The following is a 23,635-nucleotide window of genomic DNA, read 5'->3' on the forward strand; positions in this document are numbered from 1 at the left end:
ATGGCGTGGCCGGTCGGCCTGGGGACGATGAGGTGGGGTTTCGATGAACGCGCCGTACGACGGTGACCGCGGACAGGGCGCGGGTGGCACTGCCGCGACACCGGGGGCCGTTCCAGGGCCACCGGGGCAGGTTCCCGCGCCGTCCCCACCCGCCCCGGACCCTTATCTTCAGGACGCTTACGACCACGACCCGTACCGGGAACAGGACCTCGCCGCACAGGACCCGGTGACCGAGGCCCTCTACGACCGCGCCTCGCACCCCCCGCCGCCGCCGGGCACCTACCAGGAGCCGCAGCCGCTCTACGAGCAGCCTGTGGCGCCCCAGCACGCCCCGGACCCGCGGGTATGGGCACAGACACCGGCGCCCGAACCGGACGGGCCCTCCCGCCACCTCCCGTATGGCGACGATGGCCGGATCACCCAGTTCGTCGGGGTGGACGACCTGGTCACCCGGGCCGGTGACGAAGAGCCGGAGCCGGACGCCTTCGCCCACCTCTACCGCGACCAGCAGGGCAGCGGCCGGCCCCCCGTCTCCGAACCCGAACCGGTCGGCGCGCCCGCCCCGAAGAAGTCCGGCCGTGCATCAGGGCTGCTGAAGTCCAGTGCCGTGATGGCGGCCGGCACGATGGTCTCCCGGCTCACCGGATTCGTCCGCAGCCTGGTGATCACCGCGGCTCTGGGCGCCGCGGTTCTCGGTGACACCTACACCATCGCCTACACCCTGCCGACGATGATCTACATCCTGACTGTCGGCGGCGGGCTCAACTCCGTCTTCGTTCCGCAGCTCGTACGCGCCATGAAGAACGACGAGGATGGCGGCGAGGCCTACGCCAACCGCCTGCTGACTCTCGTCATGGTCGCCCTCGGCATCATCGTCATCGCCGCCGTTTTCGCGGCACCCGCGCTGATCCGCGCGATGTCGGACACGATCGCCAGTAACCCCGAAGCCAACAGCGTCGCCGTCGTCTTCGCCCGCTACTGCCTGCCGACCATCTTCTTCATGGGCGTCCACGTGGTCATGGGCCAGATCCTCAACGCTCGCGGGAAGTTCGGCGCGATGATGTGGACCCCGGTCCTGAACAACATCGTCATGATCTTCACGTTCGGACTGTTCATCTGGGTCTACGGCACTTCCGCCGAATCCGGCATGGCCGTGGAGACCATCCCGGCGGACGGCGTCCGGCTCCTGGGCATCGGAACGCTGCTGGGACTCGTTGTCCAGGCCTTGGCGATGATCCCGTACCTGCGGGAGGCCGGTTTCCGCTTCCGTCCCCGCTTCGACTGGAAGGGCCACGGCCTCGGCAAGACGGTCAAGCTCGCCAAGTGGACCGTCTTCTTCGTCCTCGCCAACCAGGCAGGTGTCCTCGTCGTCACCCAGCTCGCCACAGCGGCGGGCGAGGCGTCCGGCCGGAGCGGTGCGGGCTTCCTCGCCTACTCCAACGCCCAGCTGATCTGGGGCATGCCGCAGGCCATCATCACCGTCTCCGTGATGGCCGCACTGCTGCCCCGCATCTCACGGGCCGCACATGACAACGACCCGGGTGCGGTACGCGACGACATCTCGCAGGGGCTGCGCAACTCCGCCGTCGCGATCGTGCCCGTCTCGTTCGCCTTCGTCGCCCTAGGCCTCCCGATGTGCACCCTGCTGTTCGGGCCGTCGGGCGCCGAAGCAGCACGGTCGATGGGCTTCATCCTGATGGCCTTCGGACTCGGCCTGATCCCGTACTCCGTGCAGTACGTGGTACTGCGCGGCTTCTACGCGTACGAGGACACCCGCACGCCCTTCTACAACACCGTCATCGTCGCCGCGGTCAACGCCGCCGTCTCCGCGCTTGCCTACGTCGTCCTGCCGTCCCGCTGGGCCGTGGTCGGCATGGCCGCCGCCTACGGCCTGGCCTACGCCGTCGGCGTCAGCGTCGCCTGGCGCCGGCTGCGCAACCGGCTCGGCGGCGATCTCGACGGCGCGCACGTCATCCGTACGTACGCCCGGCTCTCCGGAGCGTGTGTTCCCGCCGCGCTGGCCGCAGGCGCCGTCGCGTTCGCGATCACCAAGGGCCTCGGCAGCGGCGCCCTCGGCTCGCTCGCGGCTCTGGCCGGCGGCGGCGCCGTCCTGCTGGCTGTCTTCCTCGTCGCGGCGAAGCGGATGCGCATCGAGGAGCTCAACGCGTTGGTCGGAATGGTCCGCGGACGACTCGGGCGCTGACCCTCGCACAACCATCGTCCGCCGCCGCGTGTCGTGCATAGCGCCGGACTGTGGGCACAATTGGCATGGCTTTGCAGACTGGCCGACAGCGTGCAACGGATGGGGAGGCAGGAACGACGGTGGCGGAACGTAGCACAGCTGCCGTCGACGTGGCCGACAACAGCGGCGACGAGCCGCTGACCGCGAAGGCGGACGGCGCCACGGCCGACGGGGTGGCGGAAGCCCAGCAGACGGCGGACACGAGCACCCCGGACACGGGCGGCGAACGCAAGAGCGGCGTGCTCGGGCACGCCGCCGCGCCCGAGCTCCACAGCGGCCACAAGCTCGCCAGACGCTACCGGCTCGAGGAGTGCGTCACCCGTCTGGACGGTTTCAGCAGCTGGCGTGCCGTCGACGAGAAACTCCGCCGGGCCGTCGGTGTCCACCTGCTTCCCGCCCACCACCCCCGCGCCCGCTCGGTACTCGCCGCCGCTCGCTCCTCGGCGCTGCTCGGCGACCCGCGCTTCGTACAGGTCCTGGACGCGGTCGAGGAGAACGATCTCGTCTACGTCGTTCACGAGTGGCTCCCGGATGCCACCGAGCTGACCAGCCTCCTCGCGGCCGGCCCGATGGAGGCACACGACGCCTACCAGCTCGTCAGCCAGGTCTCCCAGGCCATGGCCGCGGCGCACCGCGAGGGCCTGGCCCATCTCCGGCTCACCCCCGGCGCCATACTGCGCACTTCCTCCGGCCAGTACCGGATCCGCGGCCTCGCCGTGAACGCCGCCCTGCGCGGCATCACCTCCGAACACCCGCAGCGCAGCGACACGGAGGCGATCGGCGCCCTGCTGTACGCCTCCCTCACCCAGCGCTGGCCATACGAGAACGACGCGTACGGGCTGTCCGGCCTGCCCAAGGGTGTCGGTCTGATCGCCCCCGACCAGGTCCGGGCGGGTGTCCATCGCGGGCTTGCCGAACTCGCGATGCGGGCTCTGGCCAACGACGGCGCCACCGCCTCCCGCCAGGAACCGCCCTGCACCACCCCGGAGGAGCTCGCCAAGGCGATCGCGGCCATGCCGCGCATCCGGCCGCCGGAGCCCGCTTTCACGGCACCCCCCGAGTACCAGCGCACCACCTACCAGCAGGGCACCACCTACGGACGTGCGTCGGCCCGTCCCGCCTCGGCCACCCAGCCGATGGCGGCAGCCCCGCCGCCTCCGCTGCAGAGCCGCACCGGCAAGGCCCTGAAGTGGAGCGTCGCCGCGCTGCTCATCGCCGCACTCGGCCTGGGCAGCTGGCAACTGGCCGACACCCTCCTCGACCGAGGGGAGTCCGGTGGCTCGACCACTCAGACGCCCGACGGAGGCGACAAGAACCCGTCCCCCGTGGTGGAGTCCGGTAAGCCGGTCCCCATCGTCGATGCGAAGGACTTCGATCCGTTGGGCGACGGTGCTGAGAAGCCCGGCGACATAAGCAAGACCTACGACGGCGACACCAGCACGCATTGGCAGACCGACTTCTACGAGAGCGCCGACTTCGGCAGGCTGAAGAAGGGCCTCGGGGTTGTACTGGACCTCGGTGAGGTCAAGCAGATCGGCACCGTGAAGGTTTCCTTCGTCGGGGACACCACTGTTCAGCTGAGGGCTGCGCCGTTCGACGCCTCCGCGGCTCCGACGTCACCTGATGAGTTCACGAAGGTCGCCGAAGGGACCGGGGACAATGTGGCTCTCCGTCCCGGCAAGGGTGTGAAGGCGCGGTACGTTCTCGTCTGGCTTACCGAACTGCCGCAGACCGATGAAGGCAACTTCCGAGGCCGGGTATCAGAGATCAAGATCACCAGCTGATCGGCGACCACCGGGGGGAGGGGCAGGGACTTGGACAATGCGGCACTCGGCGACATCAGCGACCAGGATCTGCTGGCTCGCCATGTAGCCGGCGATTCCGACGCCTTCGGTGAGGTCGTCCGCCGCCACCGCGACCGCCTGTGGGCCGTAGCCCTGCGTACGCTGGGCGACCGCGAGGAAGCGGCAGACGCGGTCCAGGACGCCCTCGTCTCCGCCTACCGCGCCGCCCACACCTTCCGCGGACAGTCGGCCGTCACGACCTGGCTGCACCGCATCACGGTGAACGCCTGCCTCGACCGAGCCCGCAAAGCCGCCTCGCGCAAGACCTCACCCATGGACGACACCGAGAGACTCGAGCAGCTCCTGGAGCCTCACGAGTCGGCCGAGGCGCCCGCGGAGCGCCAAGACCTCCACCGCGAACTTCTGGCAGCCCTGCGCACGCTTCCCCCCGAGCAGCGGGCCGCACTGGTCCTCGTCGACATGCAGGGCTATCCAGTGGCAGAAGCTGCCCAGATCCTCGACGTGCCGACCGGGACGGTGAAGAGCCGCTGCGCACGGGGCCGGGCGAGACTGCAGCCGATGCTCACACACCTGCGTACCGACGCCGCGGATAACAACGACCTCGGCCGGGGAAGGAACCGGACGCAGGGGACATCCGTCCCACCGGCAGCAGAACCCAAGGACACAGACGCGGTGAAGGGCGGAGGTGGGCGACCGTGACATCCACGACCGGCGCGATCCGGCACCCGGACGTCTCGGAGATCTCCGACCTCACCGAGGGACTACTCTCCCCGGCACGCACGGCCGAGGTCCGAAGGCACCTCGACACATGCCCGCTGTGCGCCGACGTACGAGCCTCCCTGGACGAGATCCGCGGCCTGCTGGGCACTCTGCCGGGCCCGCAGCGCATGCCGGCCGATATCGCGGGCCGTATCGACGCGGCCCTCGCCGCCGAAGCTCTGCTGGATGCCACCTCCCCCGGCACGGGCGACGCTGTTTCACGTGAAACATCGCCTCCCGTCGCGGCGGAACCGACCACTGCCGACCGGCCGGCCGGCCACCCGCGTGCGGCCACAGGCCCCGGCCGCGGCACTCGTACCAAGCACCGCCGCCGTGCCGCCGTCCTCGGAGGCGTCTTCGGCACGGCCGCGATCGGCATGAGTATCTTCCTGATGCAGTCGCTGCCGACCTCACAAGGCACGGCGGACAAGACCGCGGAGAGTGGTGTGGGCGTTACTTCCGACGCTCCGGGGACCTTCTCCGCATCCGGCCTCGAAGACCGGGTCCAGGCACTTCTCGCCGCCGAATCACCAGCCGGCCAGAACCCCAAGGAACGGAAGTCCCTCGGGACACAGACCCTCCCGCACTCGCCGCTGCGGGACGCGGAAGCAGCCACGAACGTGCCGCCCTGCGTCCAGGCAGGCACAGGCCGGGCAGAACCACTCCTCGCCGCGGAACAGGGCACCTACGAGGGTGCCGATGCCTATCTGCTCGTGCTCCCGCACCCCTCCGACAGCTCCTCGGTCCAGGCCTACCTCATAGACGCCTCCTGCCAGGAAACCGCCCCCTCAGGCACGGGCGACGTTCTGCTGAAGCGCTCCTACCCCCGCCACTGACACACCCAACCCCGCGCTCGGACACCACGGGAATGCACGCCCCGTAGGATCCGTTGCGTGGGGTGAGAGTCATTGACCGGGCCCCGGTAGGCAGTACGCAGTCCGCAGAGACGAGGAAGACACCCGTGAGCGACGTCCGTAACGTGATCATCATCGGCTCGGGGCCGGCCGGATACACCGCCGCCCTCTACACCGCACGCGCGTCGCTCAAGCCGCTGGTGTTCGAAGGCGCAGTCACGGCGGGCGGTGCGCTGATGAACACCACCGACGTGGAGAACTTCCCCGGCTTCCGGGACGGCATCATGGGCCCGGACCTGATGGACAACATGCGCGCCCAGGCCGAGCGCTTCGGAGCCGAGCTGGTACCCGACGACATCGTCACCGTCGACCTGTCCGGCGACATCAAGACCGTCACCGACACCGCCGGCACCGTCCACCACGCCAAGGCCGTCATCGTCACCACCGGCTCCCAGCACCGCAAGCTGGGCCTGCCCAACGAGGACGCGCTCTCCGGCCGCGGCGTCTCCTGGTGCGCGACCTGCGACGGCTTCTTCTTCAAGGACCAGGACATCGCCGTCGTTGGCGGCGGCGACACCGCCATGGAGGAGGCCACCTTCCTCTCCCGGTTCGCCAAGTCCGTCACGATTATCCACCGCCGGGACACCCTGCGCGCCTCCAAGGCCATGCAGGAGCGCGCCTTCGCCGACCCGAAGATCAAGTTTGCCTGGGACAGCGAGGTGGCGGAAATCCACGGCGAGCAGAAGCTCTCCGGCCTCACCCTGCGCAACACCAAGACCGGCGAGACGTCCGCGCTCCCGGTGACCGGCCTGTTCATCGCCGTGGGCCACGACCCCCGCACCGAGCTCTTCAAGGGCCAGCTGGAACTGGACGACGAGGGATACCTGCGAGTCGACGCACCCTCGACGCGCACCAGCCTCACCGGCGTCTTCGGTGCCGGGGATGTCGTCGACCACATCTACCGGCAGGCCATCACCGCCGCCGGCACCGGCTGCTCCGCCGCCCTCGACGCCGAGCGCTACCTCGCTGCCCTCGGCGACGAAGAGAATGTCGCCGCCGCAACAGTCTGACCCACACGCTTTCCCCCACCCCACACCCCAGGAAGAAAGAGGAGGCCGCCGTGGCCGGCACCCTGAAGAACGTGACTGACGACTCCTTCGAAGAGGATGTCCTCAAGAACGACAAGCCCGTGCTCGTGGACTTCTGGGCCGCCTGGTGCGGTCCCTGCCGTCAGATCGCTCCGTCGCTCGAGGCGATCGCCGCGGAGCACGGCGACTCGATCGAGATCGTCAAGCTCAACATCGACGAGAACCCGGCCACCGCCGCCAAGTACGGTGTGATGTCCATTCCGACGCTCAACGTCTACCAGGGCGGCGAAGTCGCCAAGACGATCGTCGGAGCCAAGCCGAAGGCCGCTCTCGAACGTGACCTCGCGGACTTCATCGGTGACGGGGCCAAGGCCTGACGGACACAGCACCGTTCCACGTGAAACAAGGGCCGCCCCTCGGGGCGGCCCTTGTTTCTGTCCGGGTTTCTGTCCGAGCGATTCTCACAGAGGCCGCAGTACCGGCTCTTTCTGGACCGCGCCCAGCAGCCTGTCCAACGCAAGCTCCACGTCTTCCTTCCAGGACAGCGTTGTCCGCAGCTCCAGCCTCAACCGCGGATGCACCGGGTGCGGACGCACCGTCTTGAACCCCACCGCCAGAAGATGGTCAGCCGGCAACACACAGGCCGGCTCGTTCCATCGGGCGTCTCCGAACGCCTCGATCGCCTTGAAGCCGCGCCGCAACAAATCCTTCGCAACCGTCTGCACCATCACACGGCCCAGCCCCTGCCCCTGGTACCCCGGCATGATCCACCCGGTCATCAGCTGAACAGCATCGGGAGACACCGGACTCGTGGGAAACGCCGTGGAACGCGGCACATACGCCGGAGGCGCGTACAGAACGAAGCCAACGGGCACTTCGTCGACATAGACGACCCGCCCGCAGGAACCCCACTCCAGCAGAACAGCGGAGATCCACGCCTCTTTCTCCAGCTCAGGCGTTCCCGCTTTTACCGCAGCTTCTCCACTGACCGGATCAAGTTCCCAGAAGACACACGCCCGGCAGCGCTTGGGAAGGTCCGGAAGGTTGTCCAGCGTGAGCGGTACGAGCCGACGACCCATGAAGGCTGATCCTCACTTCCCTCACTCGCCGCGCCCCGGGCCGCCGTCAGCGCGCTCCATTCCTGGAGCAGGCTGCCGACGAAACCGCCGACCACCCCCAGCCCCAGTCCTGCTGTCATCAGTCCGGTGCGGCTCACCGATCGCATGCCCCGCCCTCTCCGTTTGAGGCGCCTTCAGGTGATGCGTCCTAGCTGAACGCATCGTATCCACCCAGCGATTGCATCGATACCGCCTGAAAGCAAAGGACGGGCCGTGTTCCGGTATACACCGGACACGGCCCGCCCACCACACGGACTCCAAGGATCAGCTCATTTCTGCTCGCCCTGAGGTTCCTCTTCAGCGAGCCCGTGCTCCAGAACCCGCCCCTCACCCGGAGCCAACGTCCCCAGAATCCGCTCCAGATCGTCCATCGAGGCAAACTCGACGACGATCTTCCCCTTCTTCTGCCCCAGGTCGACCTTCACCCGCGTCTCGAAGCGGTCCGACAGCCGGGAGGCGAGGTCGGACAGCGCGGGCGACAGCCGTGCCCCGGCCCGTGGGCCCTTGGACTTCGCAGAACTTGCCGGGCGCGAACCCATCAGGGTGACGATCTCTTCGACCGCACGCACCGAAAGCCCCTCGGCCACGATGCGATGTGCCAACCTGTCCTGCCCCTCGGAGTCGTCCACCGAGAGAAGGGCCCGCGCGTGGCCGGCCGACAGCACGCCGGCAGCCACCCGGCGCTGCACTGATGGCGACAGCCGCAGCAGCCGCAGCGTGTTGGATACCTGCGGACGCGAACGCCCGATCCGGTCAGCCAGCTGGTCGTGCGTGCAGTTGAAGTCCTTGAGCAACTGGTCGTACGCCGCCGCTTCCTCCAGCGGGTTCAGCTGCGCGCGGTGCAAGTTCTCCAGGAGCGCGTCCAGGAGAAGCTTGTCGTCATCCGTGGCCCGGATGATCGCGGGGATCCGCTCCAGACCCGCCTCCCGGCAGGCCCTCCAACGCCGCTCGCCCATGATGAGCTCATAGCGCTCGGGACCCAGCTGCCGTACGACAACCGGCTGAAGGAGTCCCACCTCCTGGATGGAGGTGACAAGCTCGGCGAGCGCATCCTCGTCGAACACCTCACGCGGCTGGCGGGGGTTGGGCGTGATCGCATCCAGCGCCAGCTCGGCAAACGTTGCACCGGCCACAGGCTCGGCCACCGACTCGGTCTCGGGCTCCGCAACCTGTGCCGGCACTTCCGTTTCACGTGAAACGGCGCTCTGCGGCAGCGTGGCCACCTTGGCAGCCGCCACGCCCCGCTCCACAGTCAGCACGGGAACCGCAGTCGGGGAAGTCGAAGCAGCCCCCATCGCGGGAACGGACTTCTCCTGCGGAGCGGCAGGGATCAGCGCACCGAGCCCACGCCCCAGCCCTCTACGTCGCTCACTCACTGGATCCCCTCCGACATGTTCTGCTGGCTGTTCCGGCTGCCCGAGTGGGCGTGCTGGGCGTCATAGTGCACTCCGACCCCGCGCAGCGCGATCTCACGCGCTGCCTCCAGGTAGGAGAGCGAACCACTGGAGCCCGGATCATAGGTGAGGACCGTCTGGCCGTAGCTCGGCGCCTCCGAGATACGCACCGATCGCGGGATGCTCGTGCGCAGCACCTCATTGCCGAAGTGGCTGCGCACCTCGTCCGCCACCTGAGAGGCCAACCGGGTCCTGCCGTCGTACATGGTCAGCAGAATCGTCGACACATGCAGGTGCGGATTCAGGTGGCCCCGTACGAGATCGACGTTCCGCAGCAGCTGACCGAGGCCTTCCAGTGCGTAGTACTCGCACTGGATGGGAATCAGCACCTCGGCTCCCGCGACCAGCGCGTTGACCGTCAGCAGTCCGAGCGAAGGCGGGCAGTCGATGAGGATGTAGTCCAGGGGCTGCTCGTAGGCCTGAATCGCCCGTTGCAGCCGGCTCTCCCGCGCCACCAGCGACACAAGTTCGATCTCCGCACCGGCGAGATCGATCGTGGCGGGCGCACAGAAGAGGCCCTCGACATCCGGAACCGGCTGCACAACATCGGAGAGCGGCTTGCTGTCGATCAGGACGTCATAGATCGAAGGGACTTCGGCGTGGTGGTCGATCCCCAGCGCTGTCGAGGCGTTGCCCTGAGGGTCGAGGTCGATCACCAGGACCCGAGCGCCGTGCAGCGCAAGGGAAGCAGCGAGGTTGACCGTGGTGGTGGTCTTACCGACGCCGCCCTTCTGGTTGGCGACCACCATCACGCGCGTCTGCTCAGGCCTCGGCAAGCCCTCGCCGGCGCGGCCAAGGGCTTCCACCGCCAACTGGGCAGCACGACCAATGGGGGTGTCGTCCATCGGAGGCGGTGTTTCACGTGAAACATCCTCCCCCGCCGACTCGGTACGGGGACCGGGGACCGGATCGGTCATCGGTCCCGCGATGTTGGCGTCGGACCGCAAGGGTTCACCCTCCTCGACATCGGGCTCGCAATGAGCAGAGCCTGCCATGCTTTCGGGGTTGTGAACCAGCGAGGCCCGTTCTCCTGTGGATGAATCCACCGTTGTGGACAAGTCAGGGACCCCGGGAGACTTCCGGTCACGCGGCGAGGTAGCCGCCCGACCACGACTGATGATTCCGTGCAGCAGAGAGCGACGTTTCACGTGAAACACGATGCACGGGCAGCCACGTCAGACGGCTGCGACACTCCGAAATGCGTACGTTTGGCAGCTTGTATGGAGCACCGTAGGTAGACAGCGCGAATCAACGACGCCGACGCGTACGGCTGACCCGAGCCGCCTTGGCCCGCTTTGTAGCGAACCGCACACCACCGGGACTCTCCCCGACCTCGACCCGCACGACCGTGGACAGCGGATCCACCACACCTTCCCCCACCTGCAGCACTGAGGTCTTCACCACACCCAGCTTCGCCAGCGCGGACTTCGCAGCCACCAGCTCCTCCTCGGCGGTGTCCCCCTTGAGTGCCAGCATCTCCCCGTAGGGACGCAGCAGAGGTACGCCCCAACCGGCCAGCCGGTCCAGCGGCGCCACCGCGCGAGCCGTCACCACATGCACCGGTGGCAGCGTGCCCAGAACCTCTTCAGCCCGCCCCCGGACCACAGTCACGTGATCGAGCCCCAGCAGCTCCACCACCTCCTGGAGGAAGTTCGTACGCCGCAGCAGCGGCTCCAGCAGGGTGATCTTCAGATCAGGGCGAACCAGCGCCAACGGAATGCCGGGCAACCCGGCCCCGGAACCCACGTCACAGACCGTCACCCCTTCGGCCACCACCTCGGACAGCACCGCACAATTCAACAGATGCCGCTCCCACAACCGCGGCACTTCGCGAGGCCCGATCAGCCCCCGCTGGACGCCCGCATCCGCCAACAGCTCCGCGTACCGGACAGCTTCCGGGAAGCACTCACCGAATACCGCCCTCGCCTCTTCCGGGGCCGGGGGGAGCTCTGCTGCCTCCGTCACGGGGACCGTCCTTCCGTACCGCACTGTCGTCGTGGCTGAACTATCGGCTGACAAGATCGGCCCCGCCTGCGAACAGACGGGGCCGACCACACGAGGGACCCGGTCAGACCGGGAGCACAACGACGAAGCGCTCGGGCTCCTCGCCCTCGGACTCACTGCGCAGGCCGGCGGCCGCAACAGCGTCGTGCACGACCTTGCGCTCGAACGGCGTCATCGGCTGGAGCTTCACCGGCTCACCGCTGCTTTTCGCCTCATCCGCAGCCTTGGCACCCAGAACCGCGAGCTCTTCACGCTTCCTGGCACGGAACCCGGCGATGTCGAGCATCAGACGGCTGCGGTCGCCGGTCTCCCGGTGCACCGCGAGCCGGGTCAGCTCCTGGAGCGCCTCCAGGACCTCACCATCACGGCCGACCAGCTTCTGCAGATCGCCACCGGCCGAGTCACTGATGATGGAAACCGCAGCCCGGTCGGCCTCGACATCCATGTCGATATCGCCATCGAGGTCGGCGATGTCCAGCAGGCCCTCGAGGTAGTCGGCCGCGATTTCCCCCTCCTGCTCGAGGCGGGTCAGGGTGTCGCCACCCTCAGCGGCGGCGGAGGTGGTGCCTTCCGTCACGGGATGGGCTCCTTCTTACTTCTTGGAGGACGGGTGCTTGGGCCGCTGCTGGCCCTTGCGCTGTCCCGGCTTGGCTTGACGAGGTGAACCGGAAGCAGACTTCGTGGCCGGCTTCGGCCCGGCATCCTGCGATCCGTCCTGCTTCTCGAGCGAGGTCTTGGCGCCGGACTCGGCGGACTCGGCCGCCCCCGCCCCAGTACCGGCCTGGCGCTTCGCCTTCGTCTGCCGCTTGGGCTGCTGCCGCTTGGCCACCCCGGACGCCCCCGCGTCCTCGGCAGACTCGGAAGACTTGATCACAGTGCCGTCAGCCTGCGCGACCAGGCCCTGCTTGGCCAGCCCGGTGACAAAACGACGCTCATTGTCGTTGCGGTCAGGGCCCTTGGCGACAAGCGCCTGAACCACAGTGCGCTTACGGCGGCCGCGGACCTGGCCATGGGCGCCGACGCTCTTCAGCAGACGCTGGAGGTACTGGTCCTGGGCCTTGCTTCCCGGGGTCGGGTTCTGGTTGATCACGTACATCTGCTGGCCCATGGTCCACACGTTCGTGGTCAGCCAGTAGACAAGGACACCGACGGGGAAGTTGATACCCATCACCGCGAAGATCACCGGGAAGATGTACATCAGCATCTTCTGCTGCTGCATGAACGGCGTCTTGACCGACAGGTCAACGTTCTTCTGCATCAGCTGACGCTGCGTGTAGAACTGCGACAGCGACATCAGGACGATCATGACCGCGGTCACGATACGGACATCCATCAGCGACGCGTTCAGCGCCGCGACCGCGCCCTCGCTGTCCGTGAACTTCGAGGCCAGCGGGGCACCGAAGATATGTGCCTTCTGCGCACTCGCCAGAAGCGGCTCATTGATAACACCAATGGTGTCGTTCGAGGCGATCTTCGAGAGCACGTGATAGAGGGCAAAGAAGAACGGCGACTGCGCCAGGATGGGAAGGCACGAAGAGAGCGGGTTGGTACCCGTCTCCTTGTACAGCTTCATCATCTCTTCGGACTGACGCTGCTTGTCATTCTTGTAGCGATCCTGGATCGCCTTCATCTTCGGCTGGAGCGCCTGCATGTTCCGGGTCGACTTGATCTGCTTGACGAACAGCGGGATCAGGCAGATCCGGATCAGCACCACCAGCGACACGATGGACAGACCCCAGGCCCAACCCGTGTCCGGGCCGAAGATCGCCCCGTACAACGAGTGGAACTGGACGATGACCCAGGAAACAGGTGTCGTGATAAAGCTGAAGAGACTGGCAATCGTGTCCACTAATCAGGCTCCTTGAGCATTGGGCGGGCTCTCTGCGGCCGGGAGGTTCTCAGCGGCGGAGTGACCGCCCTTGCTGCCGCGCAAGGCGCTGCGCAACAGTTCGTGCCAACGCGGGCGCTTACGCGGGGGAACATGATCGACACCACCGGGCGACCACGGGTTGCACCGCAGAATGCGCCAGGCGGTCAAAGCCGTCCCCTTCACCGCACCATGCCGGTCGATGGCCGTATATCCGTAGTGCGAACACGACGGGTAATACCTGCACACCGGCCCGAGCAACGGACTGATCGTCCACTGGTACAGCTTGATCAAAGCCAGCAACGGGTACTTCATCGCGCCACCCCTCCCAGCAACCGCTGAAGGGCGGCATCCAGGTCTCGGGCAAGCTGAGCATGGTCGGCGTCGCCCGCTCCGGGCAGCGCCCGTACGACTACCAGGCTACCGGGGGGCAGCTGAGGCAGCCGTTCGCGCACCAGATGGCGAAGCCTGCGCTTCACCTGGTTACGGACGACCGCACCACCCACAGCCTTGCTGACAACGAAACCCGCACGCGTCGGGGGAGCGCTCTCCCCAGGCGCGTGCGGGTCCGTTGCACCGCTAAGACATAGATGAACGACGAGAAGCGGGCGTCCGGCCCGGTTTCCCCGACGTACAGCGGTCGCGAAGTCCTCGCGCCGCCTCAGCCGATTCTCGGTAGGCAGCACGACGTCATGACCTGGCGATCAGGCGGACAGGCGGGCGCGACCCTTGCCACGGCGGGACGCGAGAACCGCGCGGCCGGCACGGGTGCGCATACGCAGACGGAAGCCGTGGGTCTTCGCACGACGGCGGTTGTTCGGCTGGAAGGTGCGCTTGCTCACTCGGGGGCTCCAGAAATGAATCGTGTGGTGGCGGGACATCGCCTGGCTGTCACCGTGCGCCCACGAGGAACTCGCGTAAACGCCCGAGTGGCACCGCTTCACGACCACAGATCGTGATCTTTGCCCATCGGAGGCAGGCGGCAGCAGCCATCGACAACTCGACCTGGTTACGGTACGCGCGGCTACGCCATCCGGTCAAACCGGCGCTTCACCGGGCTCCACTATGCACAGGCTGTGGACAACAACTTGAACCGTACCCGCCGCCCTGACTACCGTGGCTGGACTCCAACCCCTTTTCTTCCCGACCGTCCCAAAGAACCACACCTTCGTGGGACCCCGTGAGAGAGCGTGCTCTGTGGCTGACGTACCTGCCGATCTTGCCGCAGTGTGGCCACGAGTGCTCGAGCAGCTCCTCGACGAAGGGCAACAGGGCATCGAGGCGAAAGACAAACAGTGGATCGAGCGGTGCCAGCCGCTCGCCCTGGTGGCCGACACCGCCCTCCTCGCCGTCCCCAACGAATGGGGCAAGCGCGTACTCGAAGGCCGACTCGCCCCCCTCATCAGCGAAACCCTCAGCCGCGAGTGCGGCCGCCCCATCCGGATCGCCATCACCGTCGACGACTCCGCCGGCGAGCCAACCCCCCCGCACAGCCCACCCGTACAACAGGAACGTCCGCGCTACGACGAGCCGCCGCACCGCGACGCCTACGACGGCTACGGGCAGCGCCCCGGCAACGACCAGCACCAGGGCGACCACGACCAGCTGCCCGCCCCCCGCGCCGACCACCTCCCCACCGCGCGCCCCGCCTACCCCGACTACCAGCAGCAGCGTCCCCAGCCCGGCGCCTGGCCACGCCCGCCGCAGGACGACTACGGCTGGCAACAGCCCCGGCTCGGCGGCTACCAGGAGCGCGACCCATACGCCTCCCCCCAGCCCCAGCACGGCTACCGGCCGCAGCCGGAGCGCCCGTTGTACGAGGAGACGCAGTACGACCAGTCGCCATACGACACACAGCGCCCCGACCGACACGACCGTCGCGAGCGCCACGACCGTCACGAGCGGCCCGAACCGCAGACTTCCCAGGGCAACCCCGCACTCCCCTCCACCGTCAGCGGCAGGCCGTCCACACAGCCCGCCTCCGCGCCGGGCCCCGGCGAGCCGACCGCCCGGCTCAACCCGAAGTACCTCTTCGACACCTTCGTCATCGGCGCCTCCAACCGCTTCGCACACGCCGCGGCAGTCGCAGTCGCCGAAGCGCCGGCCAAGGCGTACAACCCCCTCTTCGTCTATGGGGAGTCGGGTCTCGGCAAGACCCACCTGCTGCACGCGATCGGCCACTACGCCCGCAGCCTCTACCCCGGCACGCGGGTCCGGTACGTGAGCTCGGAGGAGTTCACCAACGAGTTCATCAACTCCATCCGCGACGGCAAGGGCGACTCCTTCCGCAAGCGCTACCGCGAGATGGACATCCTGCTCGTCGACGACATCCAGTTCCTCGCGAGCAAGGAGTCGACGCAGGAGGAGTTCTTCCACACCTTCAACACCCTCCACAACGCCAACAAGCAGATCGTCCTGTCCTCGGACCGGCCGCCCAAGCAGCTGGTGACCCTGGAGGACCGGCTGCGGAACCGCTTCGAGTGGGGCCTCATCACCGACGTACAGCCGCCGGAGCTGGAGACGCGTATCGCGATCCTCCGCAAGAAGGCCGTGCAGGAGCAATTGAACGCCCCGCCGGAGGTACTGGAGTTCATCGCGTCCCGCATCTCGCGCAACATCCGCGAGCTGGAGGGCGCGCTGATCCGGGTCACGGCGTTCGCGTCGTTGAACCGGCAGCCGGTCGACCTCGGCCTCACCGAGGACGTCCTCAAGAACCTGATCCCGGGCGGCGAGGACGCCGCCCCCGAGATCACCGCGCCGGCCATCATGGCCGCCACCGCCGACTACTTCGGCCTGACGGTGGACGACCTGTGCGGATCTTCACGCAGCCGCGTGCTGGTGACGGCCCGCCAGATCGCGATGTACCTGTGCCGTGAGCTGACCGACCTCTCACTGCCCAAGATCGGCGCGCAGTTCGGCGGCCGCGACCATACGACCGTGATGCACGCGGACCGCAAGATCCGTGCCCTGATGGCCGAGCGCCGGTCCATCTACAACCAGGTCACCGAGCTCACGAACCGCATCAAGAACGGCTGACAGGACGCGGTCACAGGCCGGCTCAGCACGTACGAAGGGCGAAGGGCGCCCCGGGGACGATCTCCCGGGGCGCCCTTCGTCGTCGCGGGAGCCGCTGTTCCGGTCATCGGGACGTGTACGTGTCACCTTCTGCTGTTCGAATAGCTGTCGTCCGAGACCACTCCTCCACAGATCCTGGAGTGATCCGCCGTCCACACCCTGGGGACTGTCAAGTTGTCCAGACTGTGTCCACAGGCGGGGTGGTCGATACTTGATCACCCCAGCTCAGGCGCCTGTGGAATTGTGACCAACCTCCGTCCACAGACTGTGGACGGAGGAGGCGGCTGCGGGGGGCGCTCTGTGTTGTCCACCGGCGGCCCACAGGCAAGGTCATGTTGTGCACAGCTTCTCCACACCCTTGTCCACTGTTCGGCAACGAAACACGCGACCTCACCGGAGCGAGTGAAAGGCGTCACACCAAGGAGGTCGGTTGGGCTGTGGGGAACATGGGTAAAGCTGGGGACGACGCTGTGGAGTACTCCCGGCTGCCTGTGCACCGAGTGTGCAGAACTTTCGCTTCTCCACAGCGGGACCTACTTGTCCACCGGCTCCACCCACAGGCGCAGTGGACAAAATAGTGAGCCTGACCAGCGGATACAGGGTTATCCACGGTTTCCACAGGCCCTACTACTACTCCCAGATAGAGATACCGAGGAATCCGCTTCGAAGCGGGGCCTGTGCACAACTTGGTCCCGGAACGCTCGACCCCTCTCGTCTCGACTTGACCCCGAGCAGCAACGAGTGTCGGCGGCGTGCGTCAGACTGGTGCCCGGCAACACAGCCAGACGACGAAAGCCAGCAGGGCGAGCCAGCAACAGCAGGAGGCGGTTCCGGTGAAGATCCGGGTGGAGCGCGATGTACTCGCGGAGGCGGTGGCGTGGGCGGCCCGTAGCCTCCCGGCCCGTCCGCCGGTGCCCGTCCTCGCGGGCCTGCTTCTGAAGGCGCAGGACGGCACTCTCAGCCTCTCCGGCTTCGACTACGAGGTGTCGGCGCGGGTCTCGGTGGAGGCGGATGTGGAGGAGGACGGCACCGTCCTCGTCTCCGGCCGGCTGCTCGCCGACATCTGCCGTGCCCTCCCCAACCGGCCGGTGGAGATTTCCACAGACGGTGTACGGGCGGTCGTGGTCTGCGGTTCCTCGCGGTTCACACTCCACACGCTGCCTGTGGAGGAGTACCCGACGCTGCCCGAGATGCCGACCGCGACCGGCACGGTGCCCGGTGAGGTCTTCGCCTCCGCGGCCGCCCAGGTGGCCATCGCCGCCGGGCGCGACGACACGCTGCCGGTGCTGACCGGCGTACGGATCGAGATCGAGGGCGACACGGTCACCCTGGCGTCCACCGATCGCTACCGCTTCGCGGTGCGTGAGTTCCGGTGGAAGCCGGAGAACCCGGACGCGTCCGCGGTCGCGCTGGTGCCCGCGAAGACGTTGCTGGACACGGCGAAGGCGCTGACCAGTGGTGACACGGTCACGCTGGCTCTCTCCGGCTCGGGTGCGGGTGAGGGTCTGATCGGTTTCGAGGGTGCCGGCCGCCGCACCACGACGCGGCTGCTCGAGGGTGACCTGCCCAAGTACCGGACTCTCTTCCCGACCGAGTTCAACTCGATCGCGGTCATCGAGACAGCTCCGTTCGTCGAGGCGGTCAAGCGTGTGGCGCTGGTGGCCGAGCGGAACACTCCGGTTCGGCTCAGCTTCGAGCAGGGTGTGCTCATCCTCGAGGCCGGTTCCAGTGACGATGCGCAGGCTGTGGAGCGCGTCGACGCCAAGCTCGAGGGCGACGACATCTCGATCGCCTTCAACCCGACGTTCCTGCTGGACGGGCTGAGCGCGATCGACTCGCCGGTCGCGCAGCTGTCGTTCACCACGTCGACCAAGCCGGCGCTCCTGAGCGGTCGGCCGGCTGCGGATGCCGAGGTGGATGAGGCGTACAAGTACCTGATCATGCCGGTGCGGCTCTCGGGCTGACCGGGCCGACCAGGCCGACCTGTCTCGGCCTGTCGTCGCAGGTCAGGCCCGGTTTCTGACGTACGAGCCGGGCCTGAGCCCTCCCGTCGGGCCGCTGCTACGGGCTACGGGCCGGGCGTAGGCTCGGACTCGGGTACGAATCGCCTCAACGCTTAAGGAACCACTGATGGAGCTCGGTCTCGTCGGTCTCGGCAAGATGGGCGGCAACATGCGCGAGCGCATTCGCCGTGCAGGCCACACCGTCATCGGATACGACCGCAACCCGGACGTAGCTGATGTCCACAGCCTCGAGGAGCTTGTGGGCAAGCTCAAGGGCCCGCGTGTGGTGTGGGTGATGGTGCCGGCGGGTGCGGCGACCCAGTCCACTGTCGATGAGCTGGCTGAGTTGCTGGCTCCGGGTGATGTCGTCGTGGATGGCGGGAACTCTCGCTGGACGGACGATGAGAAGCACGCTGTGGAGCTGGGCGTGAAGGGCATCGGGTTTGTCGACTGCGGTGTCTCGGGTGGCGTGTGGGGCCTGGAGAACGGCTATGCGCTGATGTACGGCGGTGACGCCGAGAACGTTGCCAAGGTGCAGCCGGTCTTCGACGCCCTCAAGCCGGCGGGTGATTTCGGCGCGGTTCACGCGGGCAAGGTCGGTGCCGGGCACTTCGCGAAGATGGTTCACAACGGCATCGAGTACGCCATGATGCAGGCCTATGCCGAGGGCTGGGAGCTGCTGGAGAAGGTCGACTCGGTGACGGATGTCCGGGAGGTCTTCCGCTCCTGGCAGGAGGGCACGGTCATCCGTTCGTGGCTGCTCGACCTGGCGGTCAACGCGCTGGACCAGGATGAGCACCTCGAACAGCTGCGCGGTTTCGCCGCTGACTCGGGTGAGGGCCGGTGGACGGTCGAGGCTGCGATCGACAATGCGGTGCCGCTGCCCGCGATCACGGCTTCGTTGTTCGCGCGCTTCGCGTCGCGTCAGGACGACTCCCCGCAGATGAAGATGATCGCGGCACTGCGCAACCAGTTCGGTGGTCATGCGGTCGAGCCCAAGCAGTAGCGCACGCGCAGTAACGAATCAGCTGAGGCAGCCGGGGGAGGTCGGCGCACACCCATGCATGTATCGCATCTGTCGCTGGCCGACTTCCGCTCGTACGCCCGGGTCGAGGTCCCGCTCGACCCGGGCGTCACCGTTTTTGTCGGTCCGAACGGTCAGGGCAAGACGAATCTCGTCGAGGCGGTCGGCTACCTGGCGACGCTGGGCAGTCACCGGGTTTCGTCGGATGCTCCCCTGGTACGGATGGGGGCGGACCGCGCGGTCATTCGCGCCGCTGTGGTGCAGGGCGAGCGGCAGCAGCTGGTGGAGTTGGAGCTGAATCCGGGCCGGGCCAATCGGGCGCGGATCAATAGGTCTTCGCAGGTCAGGCCCCGTGATGTGCTGGGGATCGTGCGGACTGTGCTGTTCGCGCCGGAGGATTTGGCGCTGGTCAAGGGTGATCCGGGTGAGCGTCGGCGATTCCTGGACGAGTTGATCACGGCGCGTTCGCCGCGGATGGCTGCGGTTCGGTCGGACTACGAGCGTGTGCTGAAGCAGCGGAACACGTTGCTGAAGTCGGCGGCGATGGCTCGTCGGCATGGTGGGCGCGGGGTGGATCTGTCGACGCTGGATGTGTGGGATCAGCATCTGGGGCGGGTGGGCGCGGAGCTGCTGGCGCAGCGGCTCGATCTGATCGCGACGATTGCGCCGCTGGCGGACAAGGCGTATGAGCAGCTTGCGCCTGGTGGTGGGCCGGTGGCGTTCGAGTACCGCAGCTCTGTGGGCGGCGGGCTGCCGGGGGTTCATTCGCGTGAGGAGCTGTACGAGCAGCTGCTCGCGGCGCTGTTGGATGCGCGTAAGCAGGAGATCGAGCGGGGGGTGACCCTGGTGGGGCCGCACCGGGACGATCTGGTGCTGAAGCTGGGGCAGCTGCCTGCGAAGGGCTATGCGAGCCATGGGGAGTCCTGGTCGTACGCGTTGTCGTTGCGGCTGGCGTCGTACGACCTGCTGCGTGCCGAGGGCAATGAGCCGGTGCTGGTGCTGGATGACGTGTTCGCCGAGCTGGATGTGCGCCGGCGGGAGCGGCTGGCTGAGCTGGTGGCGCCGGGTGAGCAGGTGCTGGTGACGGCGGCTGTGGACGACGATGTGCCGATTGTGCTGGCCGGTGCGCGGTTTGCGGTGGCCGGGGGCGAGGTGAGCCGGGCGTGAGTGGTGAGTCTGGTGGGGCGGTTGGTCCGCGGAGGGTGCCGGAGGCGTCCGGGGTGGATCTGGCGCGTCAGGCGCTGGCGGCGGCGAAGGAGCAGGCGCGGGCCCGTGGGGCTGCGGCGCAGCAGAAGAAGCAGGCCAGGCGCGGTGGGTTGCGGTCGGGCGCGCGGGCGGACGGCCGGGATCCGTTGCAGCTCGGGGCGGCGCTGGAGCGGCTGAAGACGGAGCGCGGCTGGGAGATGCCGATGGCCGTGGGCGGGGTGATGGGGCGGTGGCCGGAGATCGTCGGGGACGATCTGGCGAAGCATTGTGTTCCGCTGCGGTACGACGACGATCCTGCTGAGCGGGTGCTGACGGTGCAGTGTGATTCGACGGCGTGGGCGACGCAGCTGCGGTTGCTGGCGCCGCAGTTGGTGGCGCGGCTGAATGCGGATCTGGGTCAGGGGACCGTACGGCTGATCAAGGTGCTGGGGCCTGGGGGGCCGGCGCGTCGGTTCGGGCCGTTGCGGGCGCCGGGGAGTACGGGGCCGGGCGACACATACGGCTGAGGTGGTGGTGCACTCCCCTGCCCCTCCCCCGGACTCCGTCCGAGGGACCCCCACCTTCCTGGAACCGGGGCCCGGCCCGCGCTGCGCCATCCGCCGCTCTGGCTGCGGGAACCCCCGTCTGCGGCTGGCGCAGTGCCAGGGTGTTCGGCGTCGCGCTTCCGCGGCCTGCCCTTCCGGGCCGTCGCGAGCGCCGGCCGCCTCGGGCCCGCCGTTCCGGCCTCTCGCGCCGGGCCCCCGTTCTCGTACGACCGCACGTTCCCGGGCGGTTGCGGAATGGAGGGCTCCCCCGGATGGGGGCTTGCGGGGGGTGGGGTGTCCCTCACCGTAGTGGGAGGTTGACAGGCCGAAGCGCTGGATGCCCGCGTGAGCCTCTTGGGGACCCTTCCTGAATATGGGGAGTCGGTCGACGGAGGTTCAGGGCGGCACATGCGGACTCAGGTACCGGCAAACCCCCATTCATGTCGGCGTTACCGGTAGACTGATAACTAATCCCGCCCACTTGCGGAACATGTCGAACGACGCAGCCGCTCCCGCCTGCCCGGAGACCGGCTTGTGCTGTGCCAGAAAGGGCGCTTCGTGGCCGATTCCGGCAACCCCAACGAGAACATTCCGTCCACTGCCGGTGAGAACGGCGAGGTCACCGCCTCGTACGACGCCAGCGCTATCACCGTCCTCGAGGGACTGGACGCGGTCCGTAAGCGGCCCGGCATGTACATCGGCTCGACCGGTGAGCGTGGACTCCATCACTTGGTGTACGAGGTCGTCGACAACTCGGTCGACGAGGCCCTGGCCGGTCACGCGGACGCCATCGACGTCACGATCCTCGCCGACGGCGGGGTCAGGGTGATCGACAACGGCCGCGGTATCCCGGTCGACATGCACCCCGTGGAGAAGAAGCCGGCGGTCGAGGTAGTACTGACCGTGCTGCACGCCGGAGGCAAGTTCGGCGGTGGCGGCTATGCCGTCTCCGGTGGTCTGCACGGTGTCGGTGTCTCCGTAGTCAACGCGCTGTCCAGCCGAGTGTCGGTCGAGATCAAGCGTGACGGCTACCGCTGGACCCAGGACTACAAGCTGGGTGTGCCGACGGCGCCGCTGGCTCAGCACGAGGAGGTCTCCGACTCGGGTACGGCGGTGACGTTCTGGGCGGACCACGATGTCTTTGAGACGACGGACTACTCCTTCGAGACGCTGTCGCGGCGTTTTCAGGAGATGGCCTTCCTGAACAAGGGCCTGACTCTGACGCTGACGGACGAGCGCGAGTCGGCGAAGGCCGTCGTGGGCGCGGATTCGGCGGAGGAGCCGGAGGAGGTGCCGGCGCTCTCGGTGACGTACCACTACGAGGGCGGCATCGTCGACTTCGTGAAGTACCTCAACTCGCGCAAGGGCGACCTGATCCACCCGACGGTCATCGACGTCGAGTCCGAGGACAGGGAGCGGATGCTCTCGGTCCAGATCGCGATGCAGTGGAACTCGCAGTACTCGGAGGGCGTGTACTCCTTCGCGAACACGATCCACACGCATGAGGGTGGTACGCACGAGGAGGGCTTCCGGTCGGCGCTGACGGGTCTGGTGAACCGGTACGCGCGCGACAAGAAGCTGCTGCGTGAGAAGGACGACAACCTCACCGGTGAGGACATCCGCGAGGGTCTGACGGCGATCATCTCGGTGAAGCTGGGTGAGCCGCAGTTCGAGGGTCAGACGAAGACCAAGCTGGGCAACACGGAGGCGAAGACCTTCGTGCAGAAGGTCGTGCATGAGCACCTGACGGACTGGTTCGACCGTAATCCGAACGAGGCGTCGGACATCATCCGCAAGTCGATCCAGGCGGCGACCGCCCGGGTCGCGGCCCGCAAGGCGCGTGATCTGACCCGCCGTAAGGGGCTGCTGGAGAGCGCCTCGCTGCCGGGCAAGCTGAGTGACTGCCAGTCGAACGATCCGACGAAGTGCGAGATCTTCATCGTCGAGGGTGACTCGGCCGGTGGCTCGGCGAAGTCGGGCCGTAATCCGCAGTACCAGGCGATCCTGCCGATCCGCGGAAAGATCCTGAACGTCGAGAAGGCGCGGATCGACAAGATTCTGCAGAACACCGAGGTGCAGGCGCTGATCTCGGCCTTCGGTACCGGGGTCCACGAGGACTTCGGCATCGAGAAGCTCCGCTATCACAAGATCATCTTGATGGCGGACGCCGACGTCGACGGCCAGCACATCAACACGCTGCTGCTGACCTTCCTGTTCCGCTTCATGCGGCCGCTGGTCGAGGCCGGGCACGTCTACCTCTCCCGTCCGCCGCTCTACAAGATCAAGTGGGGCCGGGACGACTTCGAGTACGCGTACTCGGACCGCGAGCGTGACGCCCTCGTCGAGCTGGGCAAGCAGCAGGGCAAGCGGATCAAGGACGACTCGGTCCAGCGCTTCAAGGGTCTCGGCGAGATGAACGCCGAGGAGCTGCGCATCACGACGATGGACGTCGACCACCGCGTTCTCGGCCAGGTCACGCTCGACGATGCGGCGCAGGCCGACGACCTGTTCTCGGTGCTGATGGGTGAGGACGTCGAGGCGCGGCGCTCCTTCATCCAGCGCAACGCCAAGGACGTTCGCTTCCTCGACATCTGAGTCGGTCTGTCGCTGAC

21 protein-coding genes are annotated in these 23,635 nt (G+C 67.5%); 12 read left to right on the forward strand and 9 right to left on the reverse strand.

Annotation, left to right across the window (positions count from 1 at the left end; genetic code table 11):
- The first annotated feature begins 43 nt into the window (after nt 1-43).
- From murJ to trxA, 6 genes are all read left to right on the forward strand, one after another.
- Complete coding sequence (murJ, locus tag NLX86_RS08310) at nt 44-2,203, forward strand: murein biosynthesis integral membrane protein MurJ (protein WP_254370930.1); 2,160 nt, start codon at nt 44-46, stop codon at nt 2,201-2,203.
- 119 nt (nt 2,204-2,322) lie between these two features.
- Nucleotides 2,323-4,026 carry a protein kinase family protein gene (locus NLX86_RS08315; protein WP_254370931.1) on the forward strand — a complete coding sequence of 568 codons (1,704 nt, stop codon included), beginning with the start codon at nt 2,323-2,325 and terminating at the stop codon, nt 4,024-4,026.
- Between the two features lie 30 nt (nt 4,027-4,056).
- Nucleotides 4,057-4,746, forward strand: coding sequence for an RNA polymerase sigma factor SigM (gene sigM / locus NLX86_RS08320; RefSeq protein WP_254370932.1), 690 nt, complete (start codon nt 4,057-4,059; stop codon nt 4,744-4,746).
- Complete coding sequence (locus tag NLX86_RS08325; RefSeq protein WP_254370933.1) at nt 4,743-5,642, forward strand: zf-HC2 domain-containing protein; 900 nt, start codon at nt 4,743-4,745, stop codon at nt 5,640-5,642. Before sigM ends, NLX86_RS08325 begins: the two co-directional genes overlap by 4 nt.
- A gap of 125 nt (nt 5,643-5,767) precedes the next feature.
- Nucleotides 5,768-6,730, forward strand: a complete 963-nt coding sequence (gene trxB / locus NLX86_RS08330) for a thioredoxin-disulfide reductase (protein WP_254370934.1) — start codon at nt 5,768-5,770, stop codon at nt 6,728-6,730.
- A gap of 50 nt (nt 6,731-6,780) precedes the next feature.
- The gene (gene trxA / locus NLX86_RS08335; RefSeq protein WP_254370935.1) at nt 6,781-7,125 is read left to right on the forward strand and encodes a thioredoxin; all 345 of its coding nucleotides are present in this window, start codon (nt 6,781-6,783) and stop codon (nt 7,123-7,125) included.
- Between the two features lie 84 nt (nt 7,126-7,209).
- Here trxA and NLX86_RS08340 read toward each other — a convergent pair whose 3' ends face one another.
- From NLX86_RS08340 to rpmH, 9 genes are all read right to left on the reverse strand, one after another.
- Nucleotides 7,210-7,827 (reverse strand): GNAT family N-acetyltransferase, encoded by a 618-nt coding sequence (locus NLX86_RS08340; protein WP_254370936.1) that lies wholly within the window; start codon nt 7,825-7,827, stop codon nt 7,210-7,212.
- A 308-nt stretch (nt 7,828-8,135) separates the two neighbouring features.
- Nucleotides 8,136-9,242: a ParB/RepB/Spo0J family partition protein gene (locus NLX86_RS08345; protein WP_254370937.1), complete on the reverse strand. Its 1,107-nt coding sequence runs from the start codon at nt 9,240-9,242 to the stop codon at nt 8,136-8,138.
- On the reverse strand, nt 9,239-10,315 hold the full coding sequence (locus NLX86_RS08350; RefSeq protein WP_302061108.1) for a ParA family protein: 1,077 nt from the start codon (nt 10,313-10,315) through the stop codon (nt 9,239-9,241). Before NLX86_RS08350 ends, NLX86_RS08345 begins: the two co-directional genes overlap by 4 nt.
- A 253-nt stretch (nt 10,316-10,568) precedes the next feature.
- Entirely contained in the window at nt 10,569-11,285 is a 717-nt protein-coding gene (gene rsmG / locus NLX86_RS08355; RefSeq protein WP_254370939.1) for a 16S rRNA (guanine(527)-N(7))-methyltransferase RsmG, read from the reverse strand.
- Nucleotides 11,286-11,388: 103 nt separating this feature from the next.
- Complete coding sequence (locus NLX86_RS08360) at nt 11,389-11,901, reverse strand: R3H domain-containing nucleic acid-binding protein (RefSeq protein WP_254370940.1); 513 nt, start codon at nt 11,899-11,901, stop codon at nt 11,389-11,391.
- A gap of 15 nt (nt 11,902-11,916) precedes the next feature.
- Entirely contained in the window at nt 11,917-13,173 is a 1,257-nt protein-coding gene (gene yidC / locus NLX86_RS08365; RefSeq protein ID WP_254370941.1) for a membrane protein insertase YidC, read from the reverse strand.
- Between the two features lie 3 nt (nt 13,174-13,176).
- On the reverse strand, nt 13,177-13,506 hold the full coding sequence (yidD, locus tag NLX86_RS08370) for a membrane protein insertion efficiency factor YidD (protein ID WP_254370942.1): 330 nt from the start codon (nt 13,504-13,506) through the stop codon (nt 13,177-13,179).
- The gene (gene rnpA, locus NLX86_RS08375; protein ID WP_254370943.1) at nt 13,503-13,877 is read right to left on the reverse strand and encodes a ribonuclease P protein component; all 375 of its coding nucleotides are present in this window, start codon (nt 13,875-13,877) and stop codon (nt 13,503-13,505) included. The genes yidD and rnpA overlap by 4 nt, the downstream gene beginning before the upstream one ends.
- Before the next feature lie 18 nt (nt 13,878-13,895).
- On the reverse strand, nt 13,896-14,033 hold the full coding sequence (rpmH, locus tag NLX86_RS08380) for a 50S ribosomal protein L34 (protein ID WP_052578310.1): 138 nt from the start codon (nt 14,031-14,033) through the stop codon (nt 13,896-13,898).
- A gap of 355 nt (nt 14,034-14,388) precedes the next feature.
- Between rpmH and dnaA the strand changes: the two genes are divergently transcribed.
- From dnaA to gyrB, 6 genes are all read left to right on the forward strand, one after another.
- The gene (gene dnaA, locus NLX86_RS08385) at nt 14,389-16,227 is read left to right on the forward strand and encodes a chromosomal replication initiator protein DnaA (RefSeq protein ID WP_308409557.1); all 1,839 of its coding nucleotides are present in this window, start codon (nt 14,389-14,391) and stop codon (nt 16,225-16,227) included.
- An 872-nt stretch (nt 16,228-17,099) separates the two neighbouring features.
- Entirely contained in the window at nt 17,100-18,230 is a 1,131-nt protein-coding gene (gene dnaN / locus NLX86_RS08390; RefSeq protein WP_254370945.1) for a DNA polymerase III subunit beta, read from the forward strand.
- 166 nt (nt 18,231-18,396) lie between these two features.
- A complete protein-coding gene (gene gnd, locus NLX86_RS08395) occupies nt 18,397-19,275 on the forward strand; it encodes a phosphogluconate dehydrogenase (NAD(+)-dependent, decarboxylating) (protein WP_254370946.1) in 879 nt (292 codons plus the stop codon).
- Between the two features lie 54 nt (nt 19,276-19,329).
- Nucleotides 19,330-20,460, forward strand: a complete 1,131-nt coding sequence (recF, locus tag NLX86_RS08400) for a DNA replication/repair protein RecF (protein WP_254370947.1) — start codon at nt 19,330-19,332, stop codon at nt 20,458-20,460.
- Entirely contained in the window at nt 20,457-21,005 is a 549-nt protein-coding gene (locus NLX86_RS08405; RefSeq protein ID WP_254370948.1) for a DUF721 domain-containing protein, read from the forward strand. Before recF ends, NLX86_RS08405 begins: the two co-directional genes overlap by 4 nt.
- Nucleotides 21,006-21,557: 552 nt before the next feature.
- Entirely contained in the window at nt 21,558-23,618 is a 2,061-nt protein-coding gene (gyrB, locus tag NLX86_RS08410) for a DNA topoisomerase (ATP-hydrolyzing) subunit B (RefSeq protein WP_308409558.1), read from the forward strand.
- Nucleotides 23,619-23,635 lie beyond the last annotated feature (17 nt).

The organism is Streptomyces sp. A3M-1-3, from assembly GCF_024213665.1.
Lineage (GTDB): Bacteria > Actinomycetota > Actinomycetes > Streptomycetales > Streptomycetaceae > Streptomyces.